Origin of the sequence: Nonomuraea sp. NPDC026600, assembly GCF_040638335.1 — a bacterium.
GTDB lineage: Bacteria > Actinomycetota > Actinomycetes > Streptosporangiales > Streptosporangiaceae > Nonomuraea.
This window is the reverse complement of the sequence record NZ_JBEZYD010000014.1, coordinates 122,524-140,731: the sequence shown is the minus strand read 5'-3', so window position 1 is coordinate 140,731 and position 18,208 is coordinate 122,524. Positions and strand designations below refer to the sequence as shown.

The 18,208-nt window shown below is 71.3% G+C and carries 14 protein-coding genes; 7 read left to right on the top strand and 7 right to left on the bottom strand.

Going from position 1 to position 18,208, the window contains the following annotated elements; translation table 11 throughout:
- The first annotated feature begins 6 nt into the window (after window positions 1–6).
- Entirely contained in the window at window positions 7–879 is an 873-nt protein-coding gene (locus tag AB0F17_RS30110; protein WP_358029534.1) for a crotonase/enoyl-CoA hydratase family protein, read from the top strand.
- 1 nt (window position 880) lies between these two features.
- A complete protein-coding gene (locus AB0F17_RS30105; RefSeq protein ID WP_358029532.1) occupies window positions 881–1,804 on the top strand; it encodes an alpha/beta hydrolase in 924 nt (307 codons plus the stop codon).
- Here AB0F17_RS30105 and AB0F17_RS30100 read toward each other — a convergent pair.
- Window positions 1,777–3,270, bottom strand: a complete 1,494-nt coding sequence (locus AB0F17_RS30100; RefSeq protein ID WP_358029530.1) for a prolyl oligopeptidase family serine peptidase — start codon at window positions 3,268–3,270, stop codon at window positions 1,777–1,779. The genes AB0F17_RS30105 and AB0F17_RS30100 overlap by 28 nt on opposite strands.
- Window positions 3,271–3,375: 105 nt before the next feature.
- Between AB0F17_RS30100 and AB0F17_RS30095 the strand changes: the two genes are divergently transcribed.
- The 3 genes from AB0F17_RS30095 to AB0F17_RS30085 all read left to right on the top strand — a co-directional run bounded on the left by AB0F17_RS30095 (window position 3,376) and on the right by AB0F17_RS30085 (window position 9,574).
- The gene (locus AB0F17_RS30095; protein WP_358029528.1) at window positions 3,376–4,485 is read left to right on the top strand and encodes an exonuclease SbcCD subunit D; all 1,110 of its coding nucleotides are present in this window, start codon (window positions 3,376–3,378) and stop codon (window positions 4,483–4,485) included.
- Window positions 4,486–8,559, top strand: coding sequence for an AAA family ATPase (locus tag AB0F17_RS30090; RefSeq protein WP_358029526.1), 4,074 nt, complete (start codon window positions 4,486–4,488; stop codon window positions 8,557–8,559).
- An 85-nt stretch (window positions 8,560–8,644) separates the two neighbouring features.
- Window positions 8,645–9,574 carry a dihydrodipicolinate synthase family protein gene (locus tag AB0F17_RS30085; protein WP_358029523.1) on the top strand — a complete coding sequence of 310 codons (930 nt, stop codon included), beginning with the start codon at window positions 8,645–8,647 and terminating at the stop codon, window positions 9,572–9,574.
- Window positions 9,575–9,676: 102 nt separating this feature from the next.
- On the opposite strand, the gene AB0F17_RS30080 is transcribed toward AB0F17_RS30085, so the two are convergent.
- From AB0F17_RS30080 to AB0F17_RS30055, 6 genes are read right to left on the bottom strand one after another with little or no spacing between them, the layout of a single operon-like run.
- Window positions 9,677–10,459 carry a FadR/GntR family transcriptional regulator gene (locus AB0F17_RS30080; protein ID WP_358029520.1) on the bottom strand — a complete coding sequence of 261 codons (783 nt, stop codon included), beginning with the start codon at window positions 10,457–10,459 and terminating at the stop codon, window positions 9,677–9,679.
- Complete coding sequence (locus AB0F17_RS30075; protein ID WP_358029517.1) at window positions 10,456–11,592, bottom strand: ABC transporter ATP-binding protein; 1,137 nt, start codon at window positions 11,590–11,592, stop codon at window positions 10,456–10,458. The genes AB0F17_RS30080 and AB0F17_RS30075 overlap by 4 nt, the downstream gene beginning before the upstream one ends.
- Window positions 11,589–12,398 carry a carbohydrate ABC transporter permease gene (locus AB0F17_RS30070; protein WP_358029515.1) on the bottom strand — a complete coding sequence of 270 codons (810 nt, stop codon included), beginning with the start codon at window positions 12,396–12,398 and terminating at the stop codon, window positions 11,589–11,591. Before AB0F17_RS30070 ends, AB0F17_RS30075 begins: the two co-directional genes overlap by 4 nt.
- Window positions 12,395–13,255 carry a sugar ABC transporter permease gene (locus AB0F17_RS30065; RefSeq protein ID WP_358029512.1) on the bottom strand — a complete coding sequence of 287 codons (861 nt, stop codon included), beginning with the start codon at window positions 13,253–13,255 and terminating at the stop codon, window positions 12,395–12,397. Before AB0F17_RS30065 ends, AB0F17_RS30070 begins: the two co-directional genes overlap by 4 nt.
- 11 nt (window positions 13,256–13,266) lie before the next feature.
- Window positions 13,267–14,571 (bottom strand): extracellular solute-binding protein, encoded by a 1,305-nt coding sequence (locus AB0F17_RS30060; RefSeq protein WP_358029509.1) that lies wholly within the window; start codon window positions 14,569–14,571, stop codon window positions 13,267–13,269.
- Between the two features lie 30 nt (window positions 14,572–14,601).
- Window positions 14,602–15,714, bottom strand: a complete 1,113-nt coding sequence (locus AB0F17_RS30055; RefSeq protein WP_358029506.1) for a cellulase-like family protein — start codon at window positions 15,712–15,714, stop codon at window positions 14,602–14,604.
- A gap of 131 nt (window positions 15,715–15,845) precedes the next feature.
- Here AB0F17_RS30055 and AB0F17_RS30050 point away from each other — a divergent pair, with 131 nt between their 5' ends.
- Both AB0F17_RS30050 and AB0F17_RS30045 read left to right on the top strand, forming a co-directional pair.
- Complete coding sequence (locus AB0F17_RS30050; protein ID WP_358029503.1) at window positions 15,846–17,069, top strand: mandelate racemase/muconate lactonizing enzyme family protein; 1,224 nt, start codon at window positions 15,846–15,848, stop codon at window positions 17,067–17,069.
- Entirely contained in the window at window positions 17,066–18,109 is a 1,044-nt protein-coding gene (locus AB0F17_RS30045) for an alcohol dehydrogenase catalytic domain-containing protein (protein ID WP_358029500.1), read from the top strand. Before AB0F17_RS30050 ends, AB0F17_RS30045 begins: the two co-directional genes overlap by 4 nt.
- The last annotated feature ends 99 nt before the right edge of the window (window positions 18,110–18,208 follow it).

Genomic DNA, 18,208 nt, shown 5'->3' with positions numbered 1-18,208 from the left:
CGGTGCATGTCCTTCTCCCAGATCGAGTACGACGTGACGGACCGGATCGCCACGATCACATTGAAGCGTCCCGAACGGCTCAACGCGTTCACCTTTACGATGCGCGGAGAGTTGGTAAAGGCTTTTGACCTCGCGGATGACGATGACGAGGTGCGCGCCGTCGTGGTCACCGGCGCGGGCCGGGCCTTCTGCGCCGGGGCCGATCTGAGCGGCGGCGGTGACACCTTCAGCCACCGAGATTTCCACGGCGAGCCCGGCGAGCTCGTGGACGGCGCACCACGCGACGGCGGCGGCACGGTCGCGCTGCGCATCGCCCGGTCGCTCAAGCCGGTCATCGGCGCCATCAACGGCCCCGCCGTGGGCGTGGGCGTCACGATGACGCTGCCGATGGACATCAGGCTCGCCGCCGACACCGCCAAGTTCGGCTTCGTCTTCGCCCGCCGGGGGATCGTCACCGAGGCCGCGTCGAGCTGGTTCCTGCCCAGGCTCGTCGGCATCGCGCAGGCCATGGAGTGGGCCGTCACCGGGCGGGTGTTCCCCGCCGCCGAGGCGCTGGCGGGCGGTCTCGTGTCCCGCGTGCTGCCCGCCGGGGAACTGCTGCCCGCCGCCTACGCGCTCGGCCGGGAGATCGCCGACAACACCTCCGCCGTGTCGGTCGCCGCGATCCGCCGGCTGATGTGGTCGGGGCTGTCGGCCTCGTCGCCGTGGGAGGCGCACGCGGCCGACTCCCGGCTGATGGCCGAGCTCGGATCCGCGCCCGACACCGTGGAAGGGGTGACGGCGTTCCTGGAGAAACGGGCGGCCGAGTTCCCGATGAAGGTCAGTGAGGACCTGCCAGGCGGTGTGCCGACTTGGCCGGTAAATCCCTATGGTGGCTAACATGTACGACACCACCGTTCTGGCCATGCCGCCCGACTTCGAAGGCGACGTCGTGGCGACGCTGATCTCCAGACGAGCCGGTTCCCGCAGGGCGGTGCTCTACCTCCACGGCTTCACCGACTACTTCTTCCAGGACCACCTCGCCGACCACTACGTCGGCCGCGGCGTCGACTTCTTCGCCCTCGACCTGCGTAAGTACGGCAGGTCGCTGCTGCCGCACCAGACCAGGGGCCTGGTCAGGAGCGTCACCGAATACTTCCCCGAGATCGACGAGGCCGTCCGCGTCATCAGGCAGGACCACGACGAGCTGACGATCAACGCGCACTCGACCGGCGGCCTGGTCGCCTCCCTGTGGGCCGATCGCGTCCGCGGCCGGGGCCTGGTGCAGGGGCTCGTGCTCAACAGCCCGTTCTTCGACCTGAACGTGCCCGCTCCGCTCCGCCTGGCCGCCGACCTGCTCAAGACGCCGCTGTCGTACTCCAGCCGGGCGCTGCCGCTGGGCGTCAGCGTCGCGTACGGCCAGAGCCTGCACCGCACCGAACAGGGCGAATGGGACTACGACCTGGAGCTCAAGCCGCTCGGCGGTTTCTCCGTGCACGCCACCTGGCTGGCCGCCATCCGCAGGGCGCAGCGGCGGCTGCACGCCGGGCTGGCCGTGGACGTGCCGGTGCTCGTGCTCGCCTCGGCCACGGGATTACGGATCCGCGACTTCGTCCCCGAAGCCCGCTCGGCCGACACCGTACTCGATCCCCGCCATATCGCCCGCTGGGCCACCTCCGTCGGCCCGCACGTCACCTGCGTCCGCATCCCCGACGGGATGCACGACCTGGTGCTGTCGGCCGAGCCGGTGCGCGAGCAGGTGTTCGCCGAGATCGACCGGTGGCTGAACGCCTTCGTCTACCAGGGGAAGGCGAACAACCCGTAATAGGCCGCGGCCACCAGCAGCAGCCCCGTACCGCCGAGCACGCCCGCGATCGCCACGTGCTGCCAGCGGCTCGGCCGCATGCCCTCACGCAGCCCCGCCACGACCGCCGCGACCGCCGTGACCTCCTGCACCAGCATGAGTACGGCCAGCAGGCGCACCACCAGCCAGCCGGCCAGCACGGCGGGCCAGGCGCCCGCCTGGTTCACCGAGAACAGCACCAGCACCGTGATGAACGCCACCACCGAGGCCAGCAGCCCCAGCCCGGTCCACGCCATCCGGCGCAGCCGGCGCCTGATCGGCGGCCAGAGCCTGGCGTTGGTGTCGGCCGGAGTCTGCCGGCGGCCGCGCAGGCGTACCACCATCGCGGCGACGGGGCCGGCCACGTAGCCGACGGCGGCCAGGCAGATCGTCAGCCCCAGCATCGTCCCGCCCGCGTACCACGGAGCGGCCGGGACGTCGCTGGCCTCGAAGCGCTGCACCGGCGTCGTGCCCGCCACGTGCACGGTGGGCCGCGCCGTGCCGGGCAGGCCGAGGATCCAGTTCGCCAGCGTCTCCAGGTAGCCGTGCGCGAACGGGCCGCCGTTGATCCGCATGGCGTGATCGGCCTTGTCCATGAAGCGGACCGTGTACTGGTCGTTGCCCGCCACCTTGAGCGCGGAGATCAGGGACTGGCTGGACTCCACGAACGGGATGGACGGGTCCATCGTCCCGTAGAACGCCAGCACCGGCTGCCTGATCCGGCGCAGCGCGGGCGTCGCGTCATAGCGCAGGAAGTCGAAGCCCACCCCGCCCATCGCCCTGGTCAGCAGGTCGCGCACGCCGATCGGCGCGTGCAGGCGCTGCAACTGCTCGTTCAGCGCCCAGGCCACCTGCCTGAGCGGGGACACGTTCGGCGACGACACCAGCACCGTGAACCCCACGTCGAGGCTCTTGGCCGCCGCGATGGGCACCACCCAGCCGCCCTCGCTGACCCCCCACAGCCCGGTGCGCAGGGGATCCACGTCGGGGCGCGTACGCAGGTACTCCACCATGCGCAGCGCGTCGTCCGCGAGCAGCCCGAAGTCCCGGTCGCGGAAGTTGTAGCCGACCGTCCGCTTGTCGAAGGCCAGCGTCACCACGCCCGCCTTGGCCAGGAACTCCGCCTGCGGCGTGAACTCGGTCCGCGAGCCGTTGCCCGACCCCGACACGAACACCATCGCCGGATGCCGTCCCGGCGTCATCGGGGCGCGGACCGTTCCGACCAGTGGCTGGCCCTTCGCCGGGATCGAGATCTCCTGGCGCCGTACGGGATCCACCGCGACCACGGGCCGCAGCTCGTTCGCCGGCTGGGGCGGGAGTGCCTGCATCGTATGATCCGCCTGGAGCGGCGGAGGGTTGAACGCGGGTGGCAGAACGTAGCCGACCGACGCAAGGGCCACCAGGACCAAACCGGCGGCGACGCTCAAGGTGCCACGGCCAGTGCGCATCGGCCTCCCCATGTGGGTGATTTGCCCGCTGATCTTTCAGCCTACTCCCGCGTTCTGTGACCCAGGGGACCACATTTGTCGGTGGGAACTGTTAGCTTCCTGCGAATGCGGATCCTGCACACCTCCGACTGGCACCTGGGGCGATCCTTCCATCGCGAAAGCCTGCTCGAGGGCCAGGCCGCGTTCATCGATCACCTGATCGAGACGGTGCGCGCCGAGCGGGTCGACGTGGTGGTGGTGTCGGGCGACGTCTACGACCGGGCCCTGCCGCCGGTCGACGCGGTCGCGCTGTGCGGCGACGCGCTGCGCCGCCTGATGGGCACCGGCGCCCGCACCGTGCTCATCAGCGGCAACCACGACTCGGCGCGGCGGCTCGGGTTCGGCGCCGACCTGATCGACGCCGCCGGAGTCCACCTGCGCACCGACCCGTCCCGCGCCTGGGAGCCGATCCTCGTGGACGACGTCGCCTTCTACGGCATCCCCTACCTGGAGCCCGAACTGGTCCGCGGTCCGTGGGAGCTGCCCGACCGCAGCCACACCGCCGCGCTGTCGCACGCCATGGCGCACGTACGAGCCGATGCCGTACGACACCGCCGATCCGTCGTCCTGGCCCACGCCTTCGTCACCGGGGGAGAGGCCAGCGACAGCGAGCGCGACATCAGCGTGGGCGGGGTGGCGCACGTGCCGCTGTCGGCGTTCGACGGGGTCGACTACGTCGCGCTCGGCCACCTGCACGGCCGCCAGCGGATGTCGGAGACGGTCCGCTACTCCGGCTCGCCCCTGGCCTACTCCTTCTCGGAGGTCAACCAGAAGAAGGGGTCGTGGCTGGTCACGCTCGGCTCAACCGCCGAGTTCGTGCCCGCGCCCGTGCCTCGCCCTGTCGGCCGCCTGCGCGGCCTGCTGGAGGACCTCCTGACATCTCCGGAACACGCCCCCATGGAAGACCACTGGCTCCAGGTCGTGCTGACCGACCCGATCCGCCCCAAATCCGCCATGGACCGGCTGCGCGCCCGCTTCCCCCACACCCTCGCCCTCTCCTTCGAGCCCTCCGGCGGCGGCCCCGCCGCCCAGCCCGCCCGGCTCAGCGGGCGGCCCGAGACTGAGGTCGCGCTCGATTTCGTCCGGGAGGTACGCGGCGAGCCTGCCGCACCAGACGAGGAAGACCTGCTAAGACAGGCGATCGAGGCATCCCGGGTGAAGGAGACGATGGCGTAGATGCGGCCGCACCGGCTCTCGCTCACGGCCTTCGGGTCCTTCCCCGGTTCGGAGACGGTCGACTTCGACGCGCTGACCGAGGCGGGTCTCTTCCTCGTCCACGGACCCACGGGCGCGGGCAAGACCACGATCCTCGACGCCCTCTGCTTCGCCCTCTACGGCCAGGTCCCGGGCCAGCGCAACAGCGCCCGCGCGCTGCGCTGCGATCACGCCCCGCCGTCCGTCGGGCCTTCGGTCTCGCTCGAGGTGTCGGTGCGCGGCCGGTTACTGCGCATCCAGCGTTCTCCGGTGTGGCAGCGGCCCAAGCTGCGCGGGTCCGGGTTCACCGAGGAGAAGGCCAAGGTCATCGTCGAGGAACGGGCCGGCTCCTCCTGGCACGGCCTGACGACCCGCGCTGACGAGGCGGGGGACCTGGTGGGCGGGCTGCTCGGCATGAACGCCGACCAGTTCTGCCAGGTCGCGATGCTGCCGCAGGGCGATTTCGCCAGGTTCCTACGGGCCGATGGGGATGACCGGCGGCGGCTGCTGGAGCGGCTGTTCACCGTGAAGGTGTTCACCCAGACGGAGTCCTGGCTGGCCGAACACCGCAAGACGGCCTGGCGGGAGCAGCAGGACCTGCGACAGCAGGTGGACTTCGCGATCCAGCGACTGGAGGAGGCGGCGGGCGACCTCTCACCCACCGCTGTCACCGCGCCGGACGCCGCTTTGCCGTCTGCGGGCGCCCTTTTCGATCTGCCCGCAGATACCTCAGCTGGCCCGGACACTCCCAGCAGCGGTCGGTCGGCGCGGGAGGCAGCCGCCTTGCCTGGTACCGGCACCGTCCCGCCCGGTTCTGACGCAGAGCCGCTCGATGCGGACACCGACCCGCTCGGGTGGGCCGGAGCGCTGCTCGCCGCCGCCCGCGCCGTCGTCGTCCGGACGACCGAGCGACACGGGGCAGCCGGGCACGCGCTGCGTTCGGCGCGTTCCCGCTTCGAGCAGGCGACGTCGCTGGCCGACCGCCAGCGCCGCCACGCCGAGGCCCTGACACTGCGCCGCACCCTCGACGAGCGAGCCGAAGAACGCGCCGAGCTCCAGGCCATCCTCGACGACGCCGCCCGCGCGGACCGCGTACTCCCGCTCATCCGAGCCGCCCGCCAGCGCGCCGAAGCCGCCGCCAAGGCCCACGCCCTGGCCACCGACGCCGTCGCCCGCGCCCACCCCCTCCTGGAAACCACCCCCACGCGCGCATCCGCCGTCCCCTCTACCTCTGCGCCCACCATCCCCTCCGCCCAGGTCCCCGCCACGTACCGCGTTGACCGGCCGCTCGACGGCCCGACCGCCCACGCGCCCGCAGCCGCCTCCAACCCCACGCCCGCCGTGGACGCGTCCGTGGCCTACCCCGTTGACTGGCCGCTCACGGACCCCTCCCACATGCCATCAGACGAGGAGGCCGTGTCCCACGGCGGCACTCCGGCGCGGCCTCGGGGGACGAGTCTGGTCGGATGGGTCGAGCCCGAGCGGCTTCGCGCCATGGAGCGGGACCGGCAGGCGGAGATCGCCCGCCTGTCCGAGCTGCTCACCGAAGAGGCCAGGCTGCTGGTGGTCCGGCGAGACCTCCAGCGCGTCGAGAAGGAGCTGACCGGGCTGGCCGCCGAGGACGAGACCGCCGCCACCCGGCTCGCCGCCCTGCCCGCACTCGTAGAAGAGGCCGAACGGAAGCTGGCCCAGGCCCGGCTGGACGCCGCCCGGATCCCGGCGGCCGAGGCCGTACGGACCGCGGCGGCCGAGCTGATCGGCGTCGACCGGGAGCTGGCCAGGCTGGCCACTGAGCTCGACGAGCTGACCCAGCGGGAGGCCGAGGTGGCCGCTGCCGACGCGGAGCTGCCCGCCCGGCTGGCCGACGTCAACACCCGCCTCGCCGAGGTACGGGCCGAGGCAGCCGCCATCCCCGCCGCCGTCGCGACGCTGGAAGCCGCCAGGGCCGTACAGGATGCCGCCCACCGCGGTGAGACCCTCGCCGCCGAGCTGGAGTCGGCCGCCGCCGCGCACCAGTCGCTCGTGGACCGGGCGCAGGGCCTGCGCGAACACTGGCTGGACGTACGGCAGGCGCGCATCGACGGCATGGCCGCCGAGCTGGCACGCGACCTGTCCGACGGCAGCCCGTGCTCCGTGTGCGGCTCCGACCACCACCCCCACCCGGCCTCACCCGCCCCCAGCGCCCCCTCCGCCGACGACGAACAGGCGGCGGAGAGCGCCCACGAAGCGGCCCTGTCCGAACGAGAGGCGGCCGAACGCGCACTCGCCTCCCTCGAGTCCCGCCACGCCGACGCCGTGTCAGCCGCGGGCGGCCTCGACACCGGCACCGCCGAGTCCGCGGCGCTCCAGGCACAGGAGCAACTGGCCCACCTGGAGTCGATCGCCGAACGCGAGCCCGCCCTGACCGCCGAGCTGGACCGCATCGAAACGGAACGCGAAAGCGTCCGGGACCGGTCCCGCGAACTCGGCGAACTCCTCACGGCTCACCGCACCCACCGCACCCACTTCCAAGCCGAACGCACCCGCCTCGTCACCCGCCTCCTCCAGAGCGGCCTCCTCGCCACCCACGTCCCCGCCACCGACACCGGCCGCCCGGACACCGGCACCGCGCGCCCCACGGGGTTCGGCCTGTCCGACTCCCAAGTCGACCTCCAGGCAGAGGACGGAGCTGACGGCTCAGCGCAAGGTCGGACCGATCGGGTGATCTCTGGCGAGGTGGCCGACGGCGGTGGAACGGAGATCGGTCCCGAACTGGTTCCGGGCGACGGCGGGGGAGCGGAGATCGGTCCCGAGTTGGCGCCCGCCGTGCTGGCGGTGGCCGAGGAAGAGCTGGAGAGGCTCCGGGCGTCGGCTGGGTTGGCGGCCGGACTGGCACGGGAGGCCGCCGGGCTCAGCCAGGAGCGGTTGGCGCTGGAAGAGCGAGTGCGCCGTATGAGCGCCCGTCTGGCGGCCGGGCGTACCAGACAAGAGGAGCTCAGCGGCGACGCCGGACGACTGACTGCGCGGCTCGACAGCGCGCGCGGCGACGACTCGACGCTCACAGCCCGCCTGTCCAGGCTGAACGACGAGGCCGAGCTGCTGCGGGAGGCCCTGGAAGCCACGCAGGCGGCCGTCGCCGCCGAGGCTGAGCGGGTCAGGGCGGTGGAGGCGGCCGGGCGGGCGGCTCTGGAGGCGGGGTTCGACGACGTCGCCGACGTGGAGGCCGCCGCCAGGAGCGAGTACGAGCGGGAGGGCAAGGCCGAGCTGCTGCGGCGGCTCGACGCGCAGCACGCGGCCGTGACCAGCACGCTGGCCGACCCCGAGCTGGTCGCCGCCGCGCAGCAGGAAGCACCCGACCTGGCAGCCGCCGAGGCGGCACGCGACGAGGCCGAGCGGGCGCACACAGCGCTGGCGTCGGCCCGGGACCAGGCCGCACAGCGTGAACGGCGGGTGACCGAGCTGGGCACGGAACTGGCGACGTGCATCGACCGGTGGCAGCCCGCCGCCGACCGGCACCGGCTGGCCGAGCGGCTGGCGGCGCTGGCCAGCGGCACGTCGAGCGACAACCAGTGGAGCATGAGCCTGTCGTCGTTCGTGCTCGGCGAACGGCTCCGGCAGGTGGTCGACGCTGCCAACGAGCGGCTGGATCACATGTCGGCCGGACGCTACCTGCTCCGGCACGACCTTCGGAAGACGGCCGGGGCCAGAGGGCGTTCCGGGGGCGGGCTGGGGTTGCGGGTGGCCGACGGGTGGACGGGTGTCGACCGCGATCCGGCCACGCTGTCGGGCGGGGAGAGCTTCATCACGTCCCTCGCCCTCGCGCTCGGCCTGGCCGACGTCGTCACCGCCGAAGCCGGAGGGGCGGAGATCGGCACGCTCTTCGTGGACGAGGGCTTCGGCACGCTCGACGAGGACACGCTCGACGGCGTGCTCGACATCCTCGACGGGCTGCGTGACGGAGGCCGGGCGGTCGGCATCATCAGTCACGTCGCCGAGCTCCGCTCCCGGGTCCCGGCCCAGCTCAAGGTGTCCAAGACGCGCACCGGATCCACGCTGTCGGCGGTCGGCACAGGCTGACGATTTCCGGCTCCGCCGGGCGCCGTGCTGCCGCAGCGGTTTTCGTGCCACGTTCGCGCGTTCCGTCTCTCCTATATTTCGATCTATGCAGTCATTTCTTACGCGAAAGTCCCTCGGTGGTACGTGGGGCACCATCCTGCTTCCGCTCCGCTCCGACGACTCCATCGACTTCGCCCGGCTGGCCGACGAGCTGGACCGGCTGGCCGCCGTGGGTCTGGACGGCGTGTACGCGCACGGCACGGCGGGGGAGTTCCACGCGTTATCCGATCAGGAATACCAGCAGGTCAACGAGCTGCTCGCGGAGCGGTGCGCCGGCCTGCCGTACCAGATAGGCGCCAGTCACATGAGCGCCACCACCTGCCTTCGACGGGTGGAGCTCGCCCGCGAGTTCCAGCCCGGGGCCATCCAGGTGATCCTGCCTGACTGGGCGCCACCGTCGCGGGCCGAGGTGGTGACCTTCCTTGAGCGGGTCGCCGAGGTCGCCGACCCTGTGCCGCTGGTGCTGTACAACCCGCCGCACGCCAAGACCCGCCTCACGCCCGCCGATTTCGGCATGCTGGCCGCCCGGGTCCCCGCGCTGGTCGGGGTGAAGGTCGCGGGCGGCGACGCGGGCTGGTATCGCGAGATGCGGAACGAGGCGGCCGACCTGCCGCTGTTCGTGGCGGGGCACACCCTCGCCACCGGCATGGAACTGGGCGCGGCGGGGTCCTACTCCAACATCGCGGCGCTCAGCCCGACGGGCGCCATGGCCTGGCAACACCTCATGCGCACCGATCCGCCGGCGGCGCGCGACGTGGAACGCCGGATCGGCCGGTTCTTCGCCGAGCACGTCCGGCCGCTCGCGTCCGGGGGCTACGCCAACCCGGCGCTCGACAAGTTCCTCGCCCATGTCGGCGGCTGGGCGGACATCGGCACCCGGGTCCGCTGGCCGTACCGCTCGGTAGCGGAGCAGCACGCCGAACGGCTCCGCCCGATCGCCAGAGCGGCCCTGCCGGAGCTGTTCCCCGCGCTGTAGAGCCGGGGGTGATCACCCAGGCTTCAGGGCCGCGTGACGCGGCCCTGGGTCGCTTGCCCACTCCCTCCGTCAAAGGTGAGGGTGGCGCGCGGGCGGTGCGCTTCAGACGAGTGTGGGGTTCGCCGGGAGGTCGTCGCCGAACGGGGTCTCGGACAAGGGGGCCGCGAGTTGGTGTTCGACGACTTCGGCCAGGTTGGTGTCCAGGTCTGGGCCGTAGAGTTCCTCAGCGAGGTCGAGGTGGCGTCGCATCGCCTCGCGGGCGCCGTCGGGGTCGCGGTCGAGGATGTGCTCCAGGATCACGGTGTGCAGGGGTTCGCCGGCGGCGCGGACTTCGCGGTCGCTGAGGCTGCGCAGCATCAGGCCGTAGGCCAGGTCCTGGATCGCGGTGAACATCATGTGGATGACCGGGTTGCCGGAGGCCCTGGCGATGGTCTCGTGGAAGGTGAGGTCGACGCGTGCCCTGGCGTGCAGGTTGCCCGGCTGGGCGAAGAGCTGGTGGATGCGCAGCAGGTCGGTCCGGTCCTGCTTGGTCGCGTTGATCGCGGCCAGGCCGACGGCCTCGGTCTCCAGCATGACGCGGGCGCGCATGAGCTGCCGGGCGGTGACGCCCGCCGCGCGGGCCGCGAGGTTCATCGGCCGCATCAGGTTCTCCGCCGTGTAGTGGCGGACGAAGCTGCCGCGTTTCGGCGAGACCTCGACGAGCCCGCGTTCCTGAAGGGCCTTGAGCGCTTCCCGGATGACGGGGCGGCTGACGGTGAACTCGGCCGCCAGGTCGCGTTCGGACGGCAGGCGGACCCCGGGGGCCCAGCCTCCGGTCAGGATCCGGTTCTCGAGTACGGCGATGAGCGTACCTAGGTTGGTCATCGACGCGCGCCCAGCGGTCATGCCGACCACGGTAGCGGCTGGCCGTCGGCGGCGAGTTCGATGCCGTGCCAGCAGGCCCGCCCATCCGGGCCGAAAAGGTGCAGATCGCTGAGCGGCACCTGGAAGGTGGCGGGTTCTCCGTCGCGCGGTCCGGTGCGGGGCGGGAGGCGGGCGACGATGGCCCGTCCGGTGCTGTCGCGAAGGTGGAGGATGCTCTCGTTGCCGAGGTTCTCCCGGTACGACACGGTCGCCGCCAGCGGATAGGCGGGCGTCCCGTCGTCGACGCGCACGTGGACCGACTCGGGCCGGAAGCCGATCCGTACCGACTCCGGCAGGTCCGCCGGCAGCCCCTTGCGCGGCAGCCGCCAGCTCAGCTCGCCGCTGGTCAGCTCCACGTCCTCCTCGGAGGGGTGCACGGTGGCGTCGAGCAGGTTCATCCGGGGGCTGCCGAGGAACGTGGCGACGAACACGGTGGCCGGTCTCTCGTAGATCTCGGTCGGGGTGCCGATCTGCGCGAACTCGCCCTCGTTGAGCACCGCCACCCGATCTCCCATGGTCATGGCCTCGACCTGGTCGTGTGTCACGTACAGCACCGTGCCCTTGGTGCGGCGGTGGAACTCGATGAGCTCCGCGCGCATCTGCACGCGCAGCGCGGCGTCCAGGTTGGACAGCGGCTCGTCCATGAGGTAAGCGGCCGGCTCCCGGATCATGGCGCGGCCGAGCGCGACCCGCTGGCGCTGGCCGCCGGAGAGCTGCCCGGGCCGCTTCTTGAGCTGGTCGGTGAGCCCGAGGGCCTCGCCGGTGTCGGCGATCCGCTGCCGGATGACGTCCTTCGGCACGCGGTGGGCGCGCAGCCCGAACGCCAGGTTGCCCTCGACGCTCAGATGCGGATAAAGGGCGTAGTCCTGGAAGACCATCCCGATCCCGCGGTCGCCGGGGTGGGCGTGGGTGACATCCCGCCCGCCCACCGTCACCCGGCCGGAGCTGACCGGCTCGATGCCGGCGACGATACGCATCAGCGTGGACTTCCCGCACCCGGACGGACCGACGATCACCAGGAACTCCCCGTCCTGGACGTGCAGGTCGATGTCGGCGAACAGCACCTGCTGGCCGTAGCGCTTGGTCACCTGCTCGACGCGGATGCCGTCGGTCATCGCTTGACTCCTCCGAGGGTGAGGCCCGAGACGTAGTAACGCTGCAGGAAAGAGAACAGGATGAGCGGGGGCAGGATCGAGATGAGCGCCGCCGCGGTCTGGAGGTGGTAGACGATCCCGTGTTCCCCCTCGAAGGACGACAGGGCGAGCGGCAGTGTCCACAGCTCCTGCTCGCTGGCCGCGATCAAGGGCCAGATCAGGTTGTCCCACTGGGCGAGGAACTGCAGCAGCAGGACGGTGAGCAGCGCCGGTCGCAGCAGCGGTACGGCGATGAGGAGAAAGATGCGCAGCTCACTGGCGCCGTCCACCCGCGCGGCGTGCAGCATCTGCACGGGGATGCCCAGCGCGAACTGCCGGACCAGGAAGACGCCGAGCGCGCTGGCGGCGAACGGCGCGATCAGCCCCTGATAGCTGTTGAGCCACCCGATCTCGCTGAGCATGACGAACACCGGGATCATGACGACCGCCGGAGTCAGGGACAGCGCGATGACCACCAGGTTGAGCAGCGCGGCCCGGCCGGGGAAGCGCAGCCGGGCCAGCGCGTACCCGGCGGCCGCCGAGATCGCCACGTCGAGCACGGAGACCACCGACGCGATCAGCACGCTGTTCATCAGGTAGCGCGGGAACCGGCCGTCGGTCATGATCTGGCCGATGTTGTCGAACAGCGCGAACCCGTGGAACCCGAGCCCGGACAGGTCGCCGTCGTCCGGCGCGGAGGCGAGCACGATCATGGAGTAGAGCGGAAGCAGCATCAGCGCCACGAAGCCGATGAGGGCCACGGCGGTGAGTGACCGGCCGATTCTCATTCCTCGTCACTCCTGATCAACGTGAACTGGGTGAAGGCGAAGATCAGCAGCACCACCAGCAGGACGATCGCGATCGCGGACGCGTAGCCGAACCGGGAGTAGGAGAACGCGTTGTTGTACAGGTACAACGGCAGCACCTGAGTGGCGTTGACCGGTCCGCCCTTGGTGAGCAGGTAGGCAGGCACGAAGGACTGCATGGCCCCGGTGACCGCCACGACGATCACGAAGGTGAAGGTGCGGCGCAGCAGCGGCACGGTGACCAGGAAGAAGGTACGCAGCGTGCGGGCGCCGTCGATGGCCGCGGCCTCGAAGACGTTGGCCGGCAGGGCCTGCAGCCCGGCGACGAAGATGATCACGTACAGGCCGACGTACTTCCAGATGACCATCACGAGCAGCGCCCAGATGGCGTAGTCCGAGTCGGTGAGCCACGGACGGGCGCCGACCCCGGCCGCGCGGGCGAGCGCGTCGGCCAGACCGCCGGTCGAGTAGATCACCTGCCACAGTACGGTGGCGCCGACCAGCGGCATCACCGCGGGAATGAAGATCAGCCCGCGCAGCCAGGCCCGGAACCGCCCGGGTTTGGCCAGCGGCACGGCCACGACCAGAGCGATCACGATCGTCGGGCCCACGGCGAAGACCGTGTACAGCACGGTCACCCACGCGCTGCTCCAGAACTCGTCGCTCGTCACCATCTGGCGGTAGTTGTCGAGCCCGACCCATTGGGGGGTGCCGGAGAGGTCGTAGGAGGTGAAGCTCAGGTACAGGGCGGCGAGCGCGGGCAGTGCCCAGAACAGCACGAAGTACACGATCGCCGGGGCGGCGAGGCCCGCGCCGGCGCGGGCCTCGACCGTGGTCATGGAGCGGGCTCTCACTTGAGAATCCGCCCCACCGCGTCGTCGAACGCGGTCGCGGCCTGCTTGGCGTCCTGCTTCTTGTGGATCACCGATTCGAGCGCGTCGAGCAGCGATTTGATGCTCTCGGTCCACTGCGGCAGCACGGGGCCGAAATCGGTGTACGGGATCTGCTCCTCAAGCTGCTGGCTGGCCTTGTCGCTCGCGCTGGGCAGCTTCTGCCAGCCGGCCGTCGGGGTGACCAGACCGGTGGCGGCCAGTTGCTGGTTGACGTTGTCGCCCTCGGTGAGCCAGTTGATGAAATGCCAGGCCGTGTACGGGTTCTTCGCCTTCTTGGCGACCATCCAGCCCCAGGAGTAGCCGGCGGCCACCTTCTCCTTGCCCTCCCAACTGGGCACGATGGCGCTGTCGAAGGTCGTGCCCAGCTTGGCCTCGGGGTTGATGGCCGGGATGAGGCTCGAGGTGAAGCGGCCGGACATCAGCATGGCCGAGGTGCCCTTGGCGAACAGGCCGAACGCGCCGACCGGGTCGCTCAGCTTGGGATTGCCGAGGCTGCCGTAGTATTCGAGCGCCTTGATGCCCTCCGGCGTGTTCAGCATGCCGCGCCGGGAGCTCTCGTCGATGATCTGGCCGCCCAGCCCGCGGATCAGCGGGATGAAGTTCAGCATCGCCCAGATGTTGTCGGCGAGCTGCCATTGGAGCCCTACCTTGGAGGCGTCGGCGTTGGTGAGCTTCTGGCTGAACTCGGCGATCTGCTCCCAGGTCGTGGGGGGCTTGTCGGGGTCGAGCCCGGCCTGCTCGAAGCGGTCTCGGCGATACCACAGGTGGACCGAGTTGAAGTCGATCGGCGTGCCGTAGACCTGGTTCTCGTAGGTCAGTGCGGCGAACGCGTTGGCCTCGAACCTGCTCTTGAGCTGGTCGAGGGAGCCGGCGCCGAAGTCCGCCGACGCCAACGGCGCGAGCTGCCCCTTCGACGCCCGCTCGGCGAGCGTCCAGGCGCCGACCTTGATCAGGTCGGGCGGCGCGCCCGTGGTGAACGCCGTGGAGAGCTTGGTGTCGAGGTTGGCGATCGGGACGTACAGCGGCTTGATCGATACCTTCGGGTACTTCTTCTGATATTCGGCGATCTTGGCGTTGAAGTACTTGGTGTTCGCGGGCTCTTCATGCATCCAGACGACGACCTGGCCCTGTGGCCCGGCGTTGCTGGAGCCGACCGGCTGGTCGTCCGACCCGCACCCGGTCAGGGTCAGTTGGCTCACTGCGCCACCGAGGGTGAGCAGGGCGGCGCCACGCAGCAGGTCTCGACGGGGGATGGCACTCATGTGTTCGGTTCCTTCCACAACACAGGCCGTTCAGGAAACGGCGGTGAACTCGGTTACCCCCGCGTTGATGGCGTCGGTCATGCTCCGGTGCCAGGCCACGTCACGCCACATGCCGATGAACTGCGGCCCGCAGAAGTTGCTGGTCGCCAGCGCCTCCCACCGGCCGGTGGCCAGCGCGGCACGTACCCCGACCTCGCACAGCTCCTTGATCCAGGCCCAGTCGCGGCCCGGCCCGTCCTTGTAGTTCACGATGGCCCAGCACTCGGTCGTCACCAGCGGCTTGCCGGCCGACCGCGACCATGCGGCGACGCGCTCGATGTGGGCGGTGAGGCCGTCGGCCCAGCGCCTCGGGTCCGCCCGGTAGAGGCGTTCGGCCGGGCCGGACAGCGCCTGGTAGGCGTGCGGGTCGAACTGGGAGTGCTCCAGGTCGTAGCCGATCTCGGTGTAGAAGCCGGTGGCCTGTGGTGTCATCCATACGTGCGGTTCGAGCAGGTCCAGCTCGGTGAGGTCCTCGCCGTCGGCGCCGGTGGTCTCGGTGGCGATGGACAGCGTGTAGCGGTAGCGCGGATGCGCCGCGCGCAGGGTGGCGATGGCCTCACGCGTCCAGCCCCGCACCACCTCTTCGGCCCGCGACAGGATGACGGCGTCCGCGTCGTTGCCGTACAGGAACGGCGCCCACATCGGGATCGGCCACTCGTTGACCAGGTCGACGAAGTAGATCGCGTCGGCGAGACCCGCGTTCTCGATGGCCGACAGCGTGACGTCCCAGACGCCGGCCAGGTCGGCCGCGGTCCGGATATGGGACCGGGTGTCGAGCTCGTCCCGGCGGAACCAGGAGGACAGCGCCACCCGTAGCCCCCGGGTCGCGCAGGCCTGGATGAACTCCAGCAGTTCGGGCAGCACGCGCACGGATACGGGCTCGGTCGCGCCCCACGCCTCGAAGTGCCAGACGGGCAGCAGGCGCCAGGTCCGCTGCGGATCGGCCGCCACCAGATGGGGGAAGGCGTCGATGCGCACCGCGTCGTAGCCGCGTTCGACGAGCTCGTCGAGCGCGCGGTCCCAGTCCTCGTAGCCGGCGCCGTCCCAGCGCCGTTCGAGCCAGGAGAAGTCCCACATGGTGATCGCCAGGGGTCTGTCGGTCAACGTCATAGCCTCAACATCCGTCCCGACCGTGGTCTTACCAGATTGCAAGAGCTTTGCTGGTAGGAGCATTACTGTCAAGAGTCAATTGTTTCTTGCGGATTACTGGTCTTACCAGATAACGTCCTGGAACCATGAGTACCCGAGCGGTCGTGCGCGGACTGGAGACCATCCGTTGTTCGATTCAGCCCAACGTGCTGCTGGTGCGGCTGCACACCGACGACGGGCACGCCGGCCTCGGCGAGTCGTTCTTCGGGGCCGAGGCGGTCGAGGCGTACCTGCATGAGACCGTCGCCCCGCTCCTCGTCGGCGCGCCGGTGCCCGGCCCGGAGCGGCTGCGCCGGCTGCTCACCGGCCACGTCGGCTTCCAGGGCAGCGGGGTGGAGACCCGCGGCAACGGCGCGGTCGACCTCGCCGTGTGGGACCTGCTGGGCAAGACCACGGGGCAGCCGGTGTCCACCCTGCTCGGCGGGCCGTACCAGGACAGCCTTCCGGTCTACAACACCTGCGCCGGCCCCGAGTACGTCAAGAACGAGCCGCGCCAGGCCGTGTCCAACTGGGGGCTGGCGACGGCGTCGTCGTACGACGACCTCCAGGGCTTCCTGGAGCGGCCGGCGGAGCTGGCCAAGTCCCTGTGGGACGAGGGGTTCCGCGCGATGAAGGTGTGGCCGTTCGACCAGGCGGCCGAGCGCACCGGCGGCACCCGGCTGGACCGGGCGGACCTGCGCGCCGGCCTGCGGGTGCTCGACGAGATCAAGAACGCCGTGCCGGAGATGGAGGTCATGGTCGAGCTGCACGGGCTCTGGAGCCTGTACGCGGCCGCCGGCCTGATGCGGGAGCTGGAGAGGTTCGCCCCGTTCTGGGTGGAGGACCCGTTGCGGTCGGACAGCCACGGCTCCTACGCGACACTGCAGGCGGCGACGTCCGTGCCGCTGGCCACCGGCGAGACGCTGACCGGGCAGCGCTCGTTCCGCGGGCTGCTGGAACGCTCGGCGATCCGGGTGGCGATCATCGACATGGGCTGGTCGGGCGGGCTCACGGAGGCGCGCAAGATCGCCGCGCTCGCCGACTCGTACGACATCCCGTTCGCGCCGCACGACTGCACCGGGCCGATCTCCTTCGCGGCGTGCGTCCACCTCGCCCTGAGCCAGCCCAACACGCTGGTGCAGGAGAGCGTGCGGGCGTTCCAGCACACCTGGTACCAGGAGCTCGCGACCGGCCTGCCACCGGTGGAGAACGGCACGGTGCGCCTGGACGGACGACCGGGACTGGGGGTGGAGCTCGTCCCCGGCCTCACCGAACGCGCCGACGTCACCACCCGGCTGTCCGGGGCCCGGTCGTGGGCCGGCCGCGGATGAGGGCGCTGCGCTGGTTCGGCCGCGGCGACGTTCGGCTGGTCGACACCGAGGTGCCCGCGCCGGGTCCCGGAGAGGTCCTGATCGCGGTCACGCTGTGCGGCGTCTGCGGCAGTGACAGCGAGGAGTACCGGTTCGGGCCGGTCGTGGTGCCGGTCGAACCGCACCCGCTGACCGGCCGGAGCGCGCCGCTCACCCTGGGGCACGAGGTCGTCGGCGTGGTGGCGGAGGCCGGTCCCGGCGTGGCCCTCGCCCCCGGCACCCCGGTCGTGCCGGATGTCGTGCTCGGCTGCGGCCGGTGCTGGTGGTGCACTCGCGGTGACTACCCCCTGTGCGAGCGTGGCGCGGCACTCGGGCTGCAGGCCGATGGCGGACTGGCGGAGTACCTGGTGGCGCCGGCCGCTCGCTGTGTCCCCCTGCCCGACGGCATGCCCGCCGCCGTGGCCGTCTTCGCCGAACCGGCGGCGGTCGCGGTCCGCGCGCTCGACAAGGCCGGCGACGTGTCCGGGGCGGTGGTCGCGGTGGTCGGCGCCGGGGCCGTCGGCCTGCTGGTCGCCCAGGTGGCCAGGTGCCGCGGCGCGGCGACGGTCGTCGCGGTCGACCCGGACCCGGGCCGCCGCTCGCTGGCCCGCTCGTGCGGCCTGGTCGGTGTGGCGCCTGACTCCGCCGTCGCCGCCGTACGCGAACTGACCGACGGCCGCGGCGCCGACGCGGTGGTGGAGTGCGCGGGGCCGGCGGCCGCGGTGGAGAGCGCGCTGTCGCTGTGCCGGCGCGGCGGGACCACGGTCCTGCTCGGCGTGTCGCCGGAGCCGGCCGCCCTTCCCACGCTGGACGTGGTGCTCGGCGAGAAGCGGATCGTGGGGTCGGCCTCCCACCGGTGGGACACCGACCTGCGCGCGGCGGTCGCCCTGCTGCACGGCGGGCACGTCCGCGTCGACCTGCTGCCCACCCAGACCGTCCCGCTCTCGCAAGCCGTGGCGCGCGGGCTGGCCGACCCGCCGCACGACATCGTGAAGACGATCGTCGACGTCAGCTCGTCATAGGCAGCTCGTCAAAGGCGGCGCGGCTTAGGCGGCGCGGCTTGGGCGGCGCGGCGAAGCCATGTCGTTCCATCTTCGGGACCGCCGGGTTAATCTGCTGAC

Excerpts from the sequence above, each read along its gene's own strand:
- AB0F17_RS30110 (WP_358029534.1), top strand. The coding sequence starts at position 7 with ATGTCCTTCTCCCAGATCGAGTACGACGTGACGGACCGGATCGCCACG.
- AB0F17_RS30105 (WP_358029532.1), top strand. The coding sequence starts at position 881 with ATGTACGACACCACCGTTCTGGCCATGCCGCCCGACTTCGAAGGCGAC.
- AB0F17_RS30100 (WP_358029530.1), bottom strand. The coding sequence starts at position 3,270 with ATGCGCACTGGCCGTGGCACCTTGAGCGTCGCCGCCGGTTTGGTCCTG.
- AB0F17_RS30095 (WP_358029528.1), top strand. The coding sequence starts at position 3,376 with ATGCGGATCCTGCACACCTCCGACTGGCACCTGGGGCGATCCTTCCAT.
- AB0F17_RS30090 (WP_358029526.1), top strand. The coding sequence starts at position 4,486 with ATGCGGCCGCACCGGCTCTCGCTCACGGCCTTCGGGTCCTTCCCCGGT.
- AB0F17_RS30085 (WP_358029523.1), top strand. The coding sequence starts at position 8,645 with ATGCAGTCATTTCTTACGCGAAAGTCCCTCGGTGGTACGTGGGGCACC.
- AB0F17_RS30080 (WP_358029520.1), bottom strand. The coding sequence starts at position 10,459 with ATGACCGCTGGGCGCGCGTCGATGACCAACCTAGGTACGCTCATCGCC.
- AB0F17_RS30075 (WP_358029517.1), bottom strand. The coding sequence starts at position 11,592 with ATGACCGACGGCATCCGCGTCGAGCAGGTGACCAAGCGCTACGGCCAG.
- AB0F17_RS30070 (WP_358029515.1), bottom strand. The coding sequence starts at position 12,398 with ATGAGAATCGGCCGGTCACTCACCGCCGTGGCCCTCATCGGCTTCGTG.
- AB0F17_RS30065 (WP_358029512.1), bottom strand. The coding sequence starts at position 13,255 with ATGACCACGGTCGAGGCCCGCGCCGGCGCGGGCCTCGCCGCCCCGGCG.
- AB0F17_RS30060 (WP_358029509.1), bottom strand. The coding sequence starts at position 14,571 with ATGAGTGCCATCCCCCGTCGAGACCTGCTGCGTGGCGCCGCCCTGCTC.
- AB0F17_RS30050 (WP_358029503.1), top strand. The coding sequence starts at position 15,846 with ATGAGTACCCGAGCGGTCGTGCGCGGACTGGAGACCATCCGTTGTTCG.
- AB0F17_RS30045 (WP_358029500.1), top strand. The coding sequence starts at position 17,066 with ATGAGGGCGCTGCGCTGGTTCGGCCGCGGCGACGTTCGGCTGGTCGAC.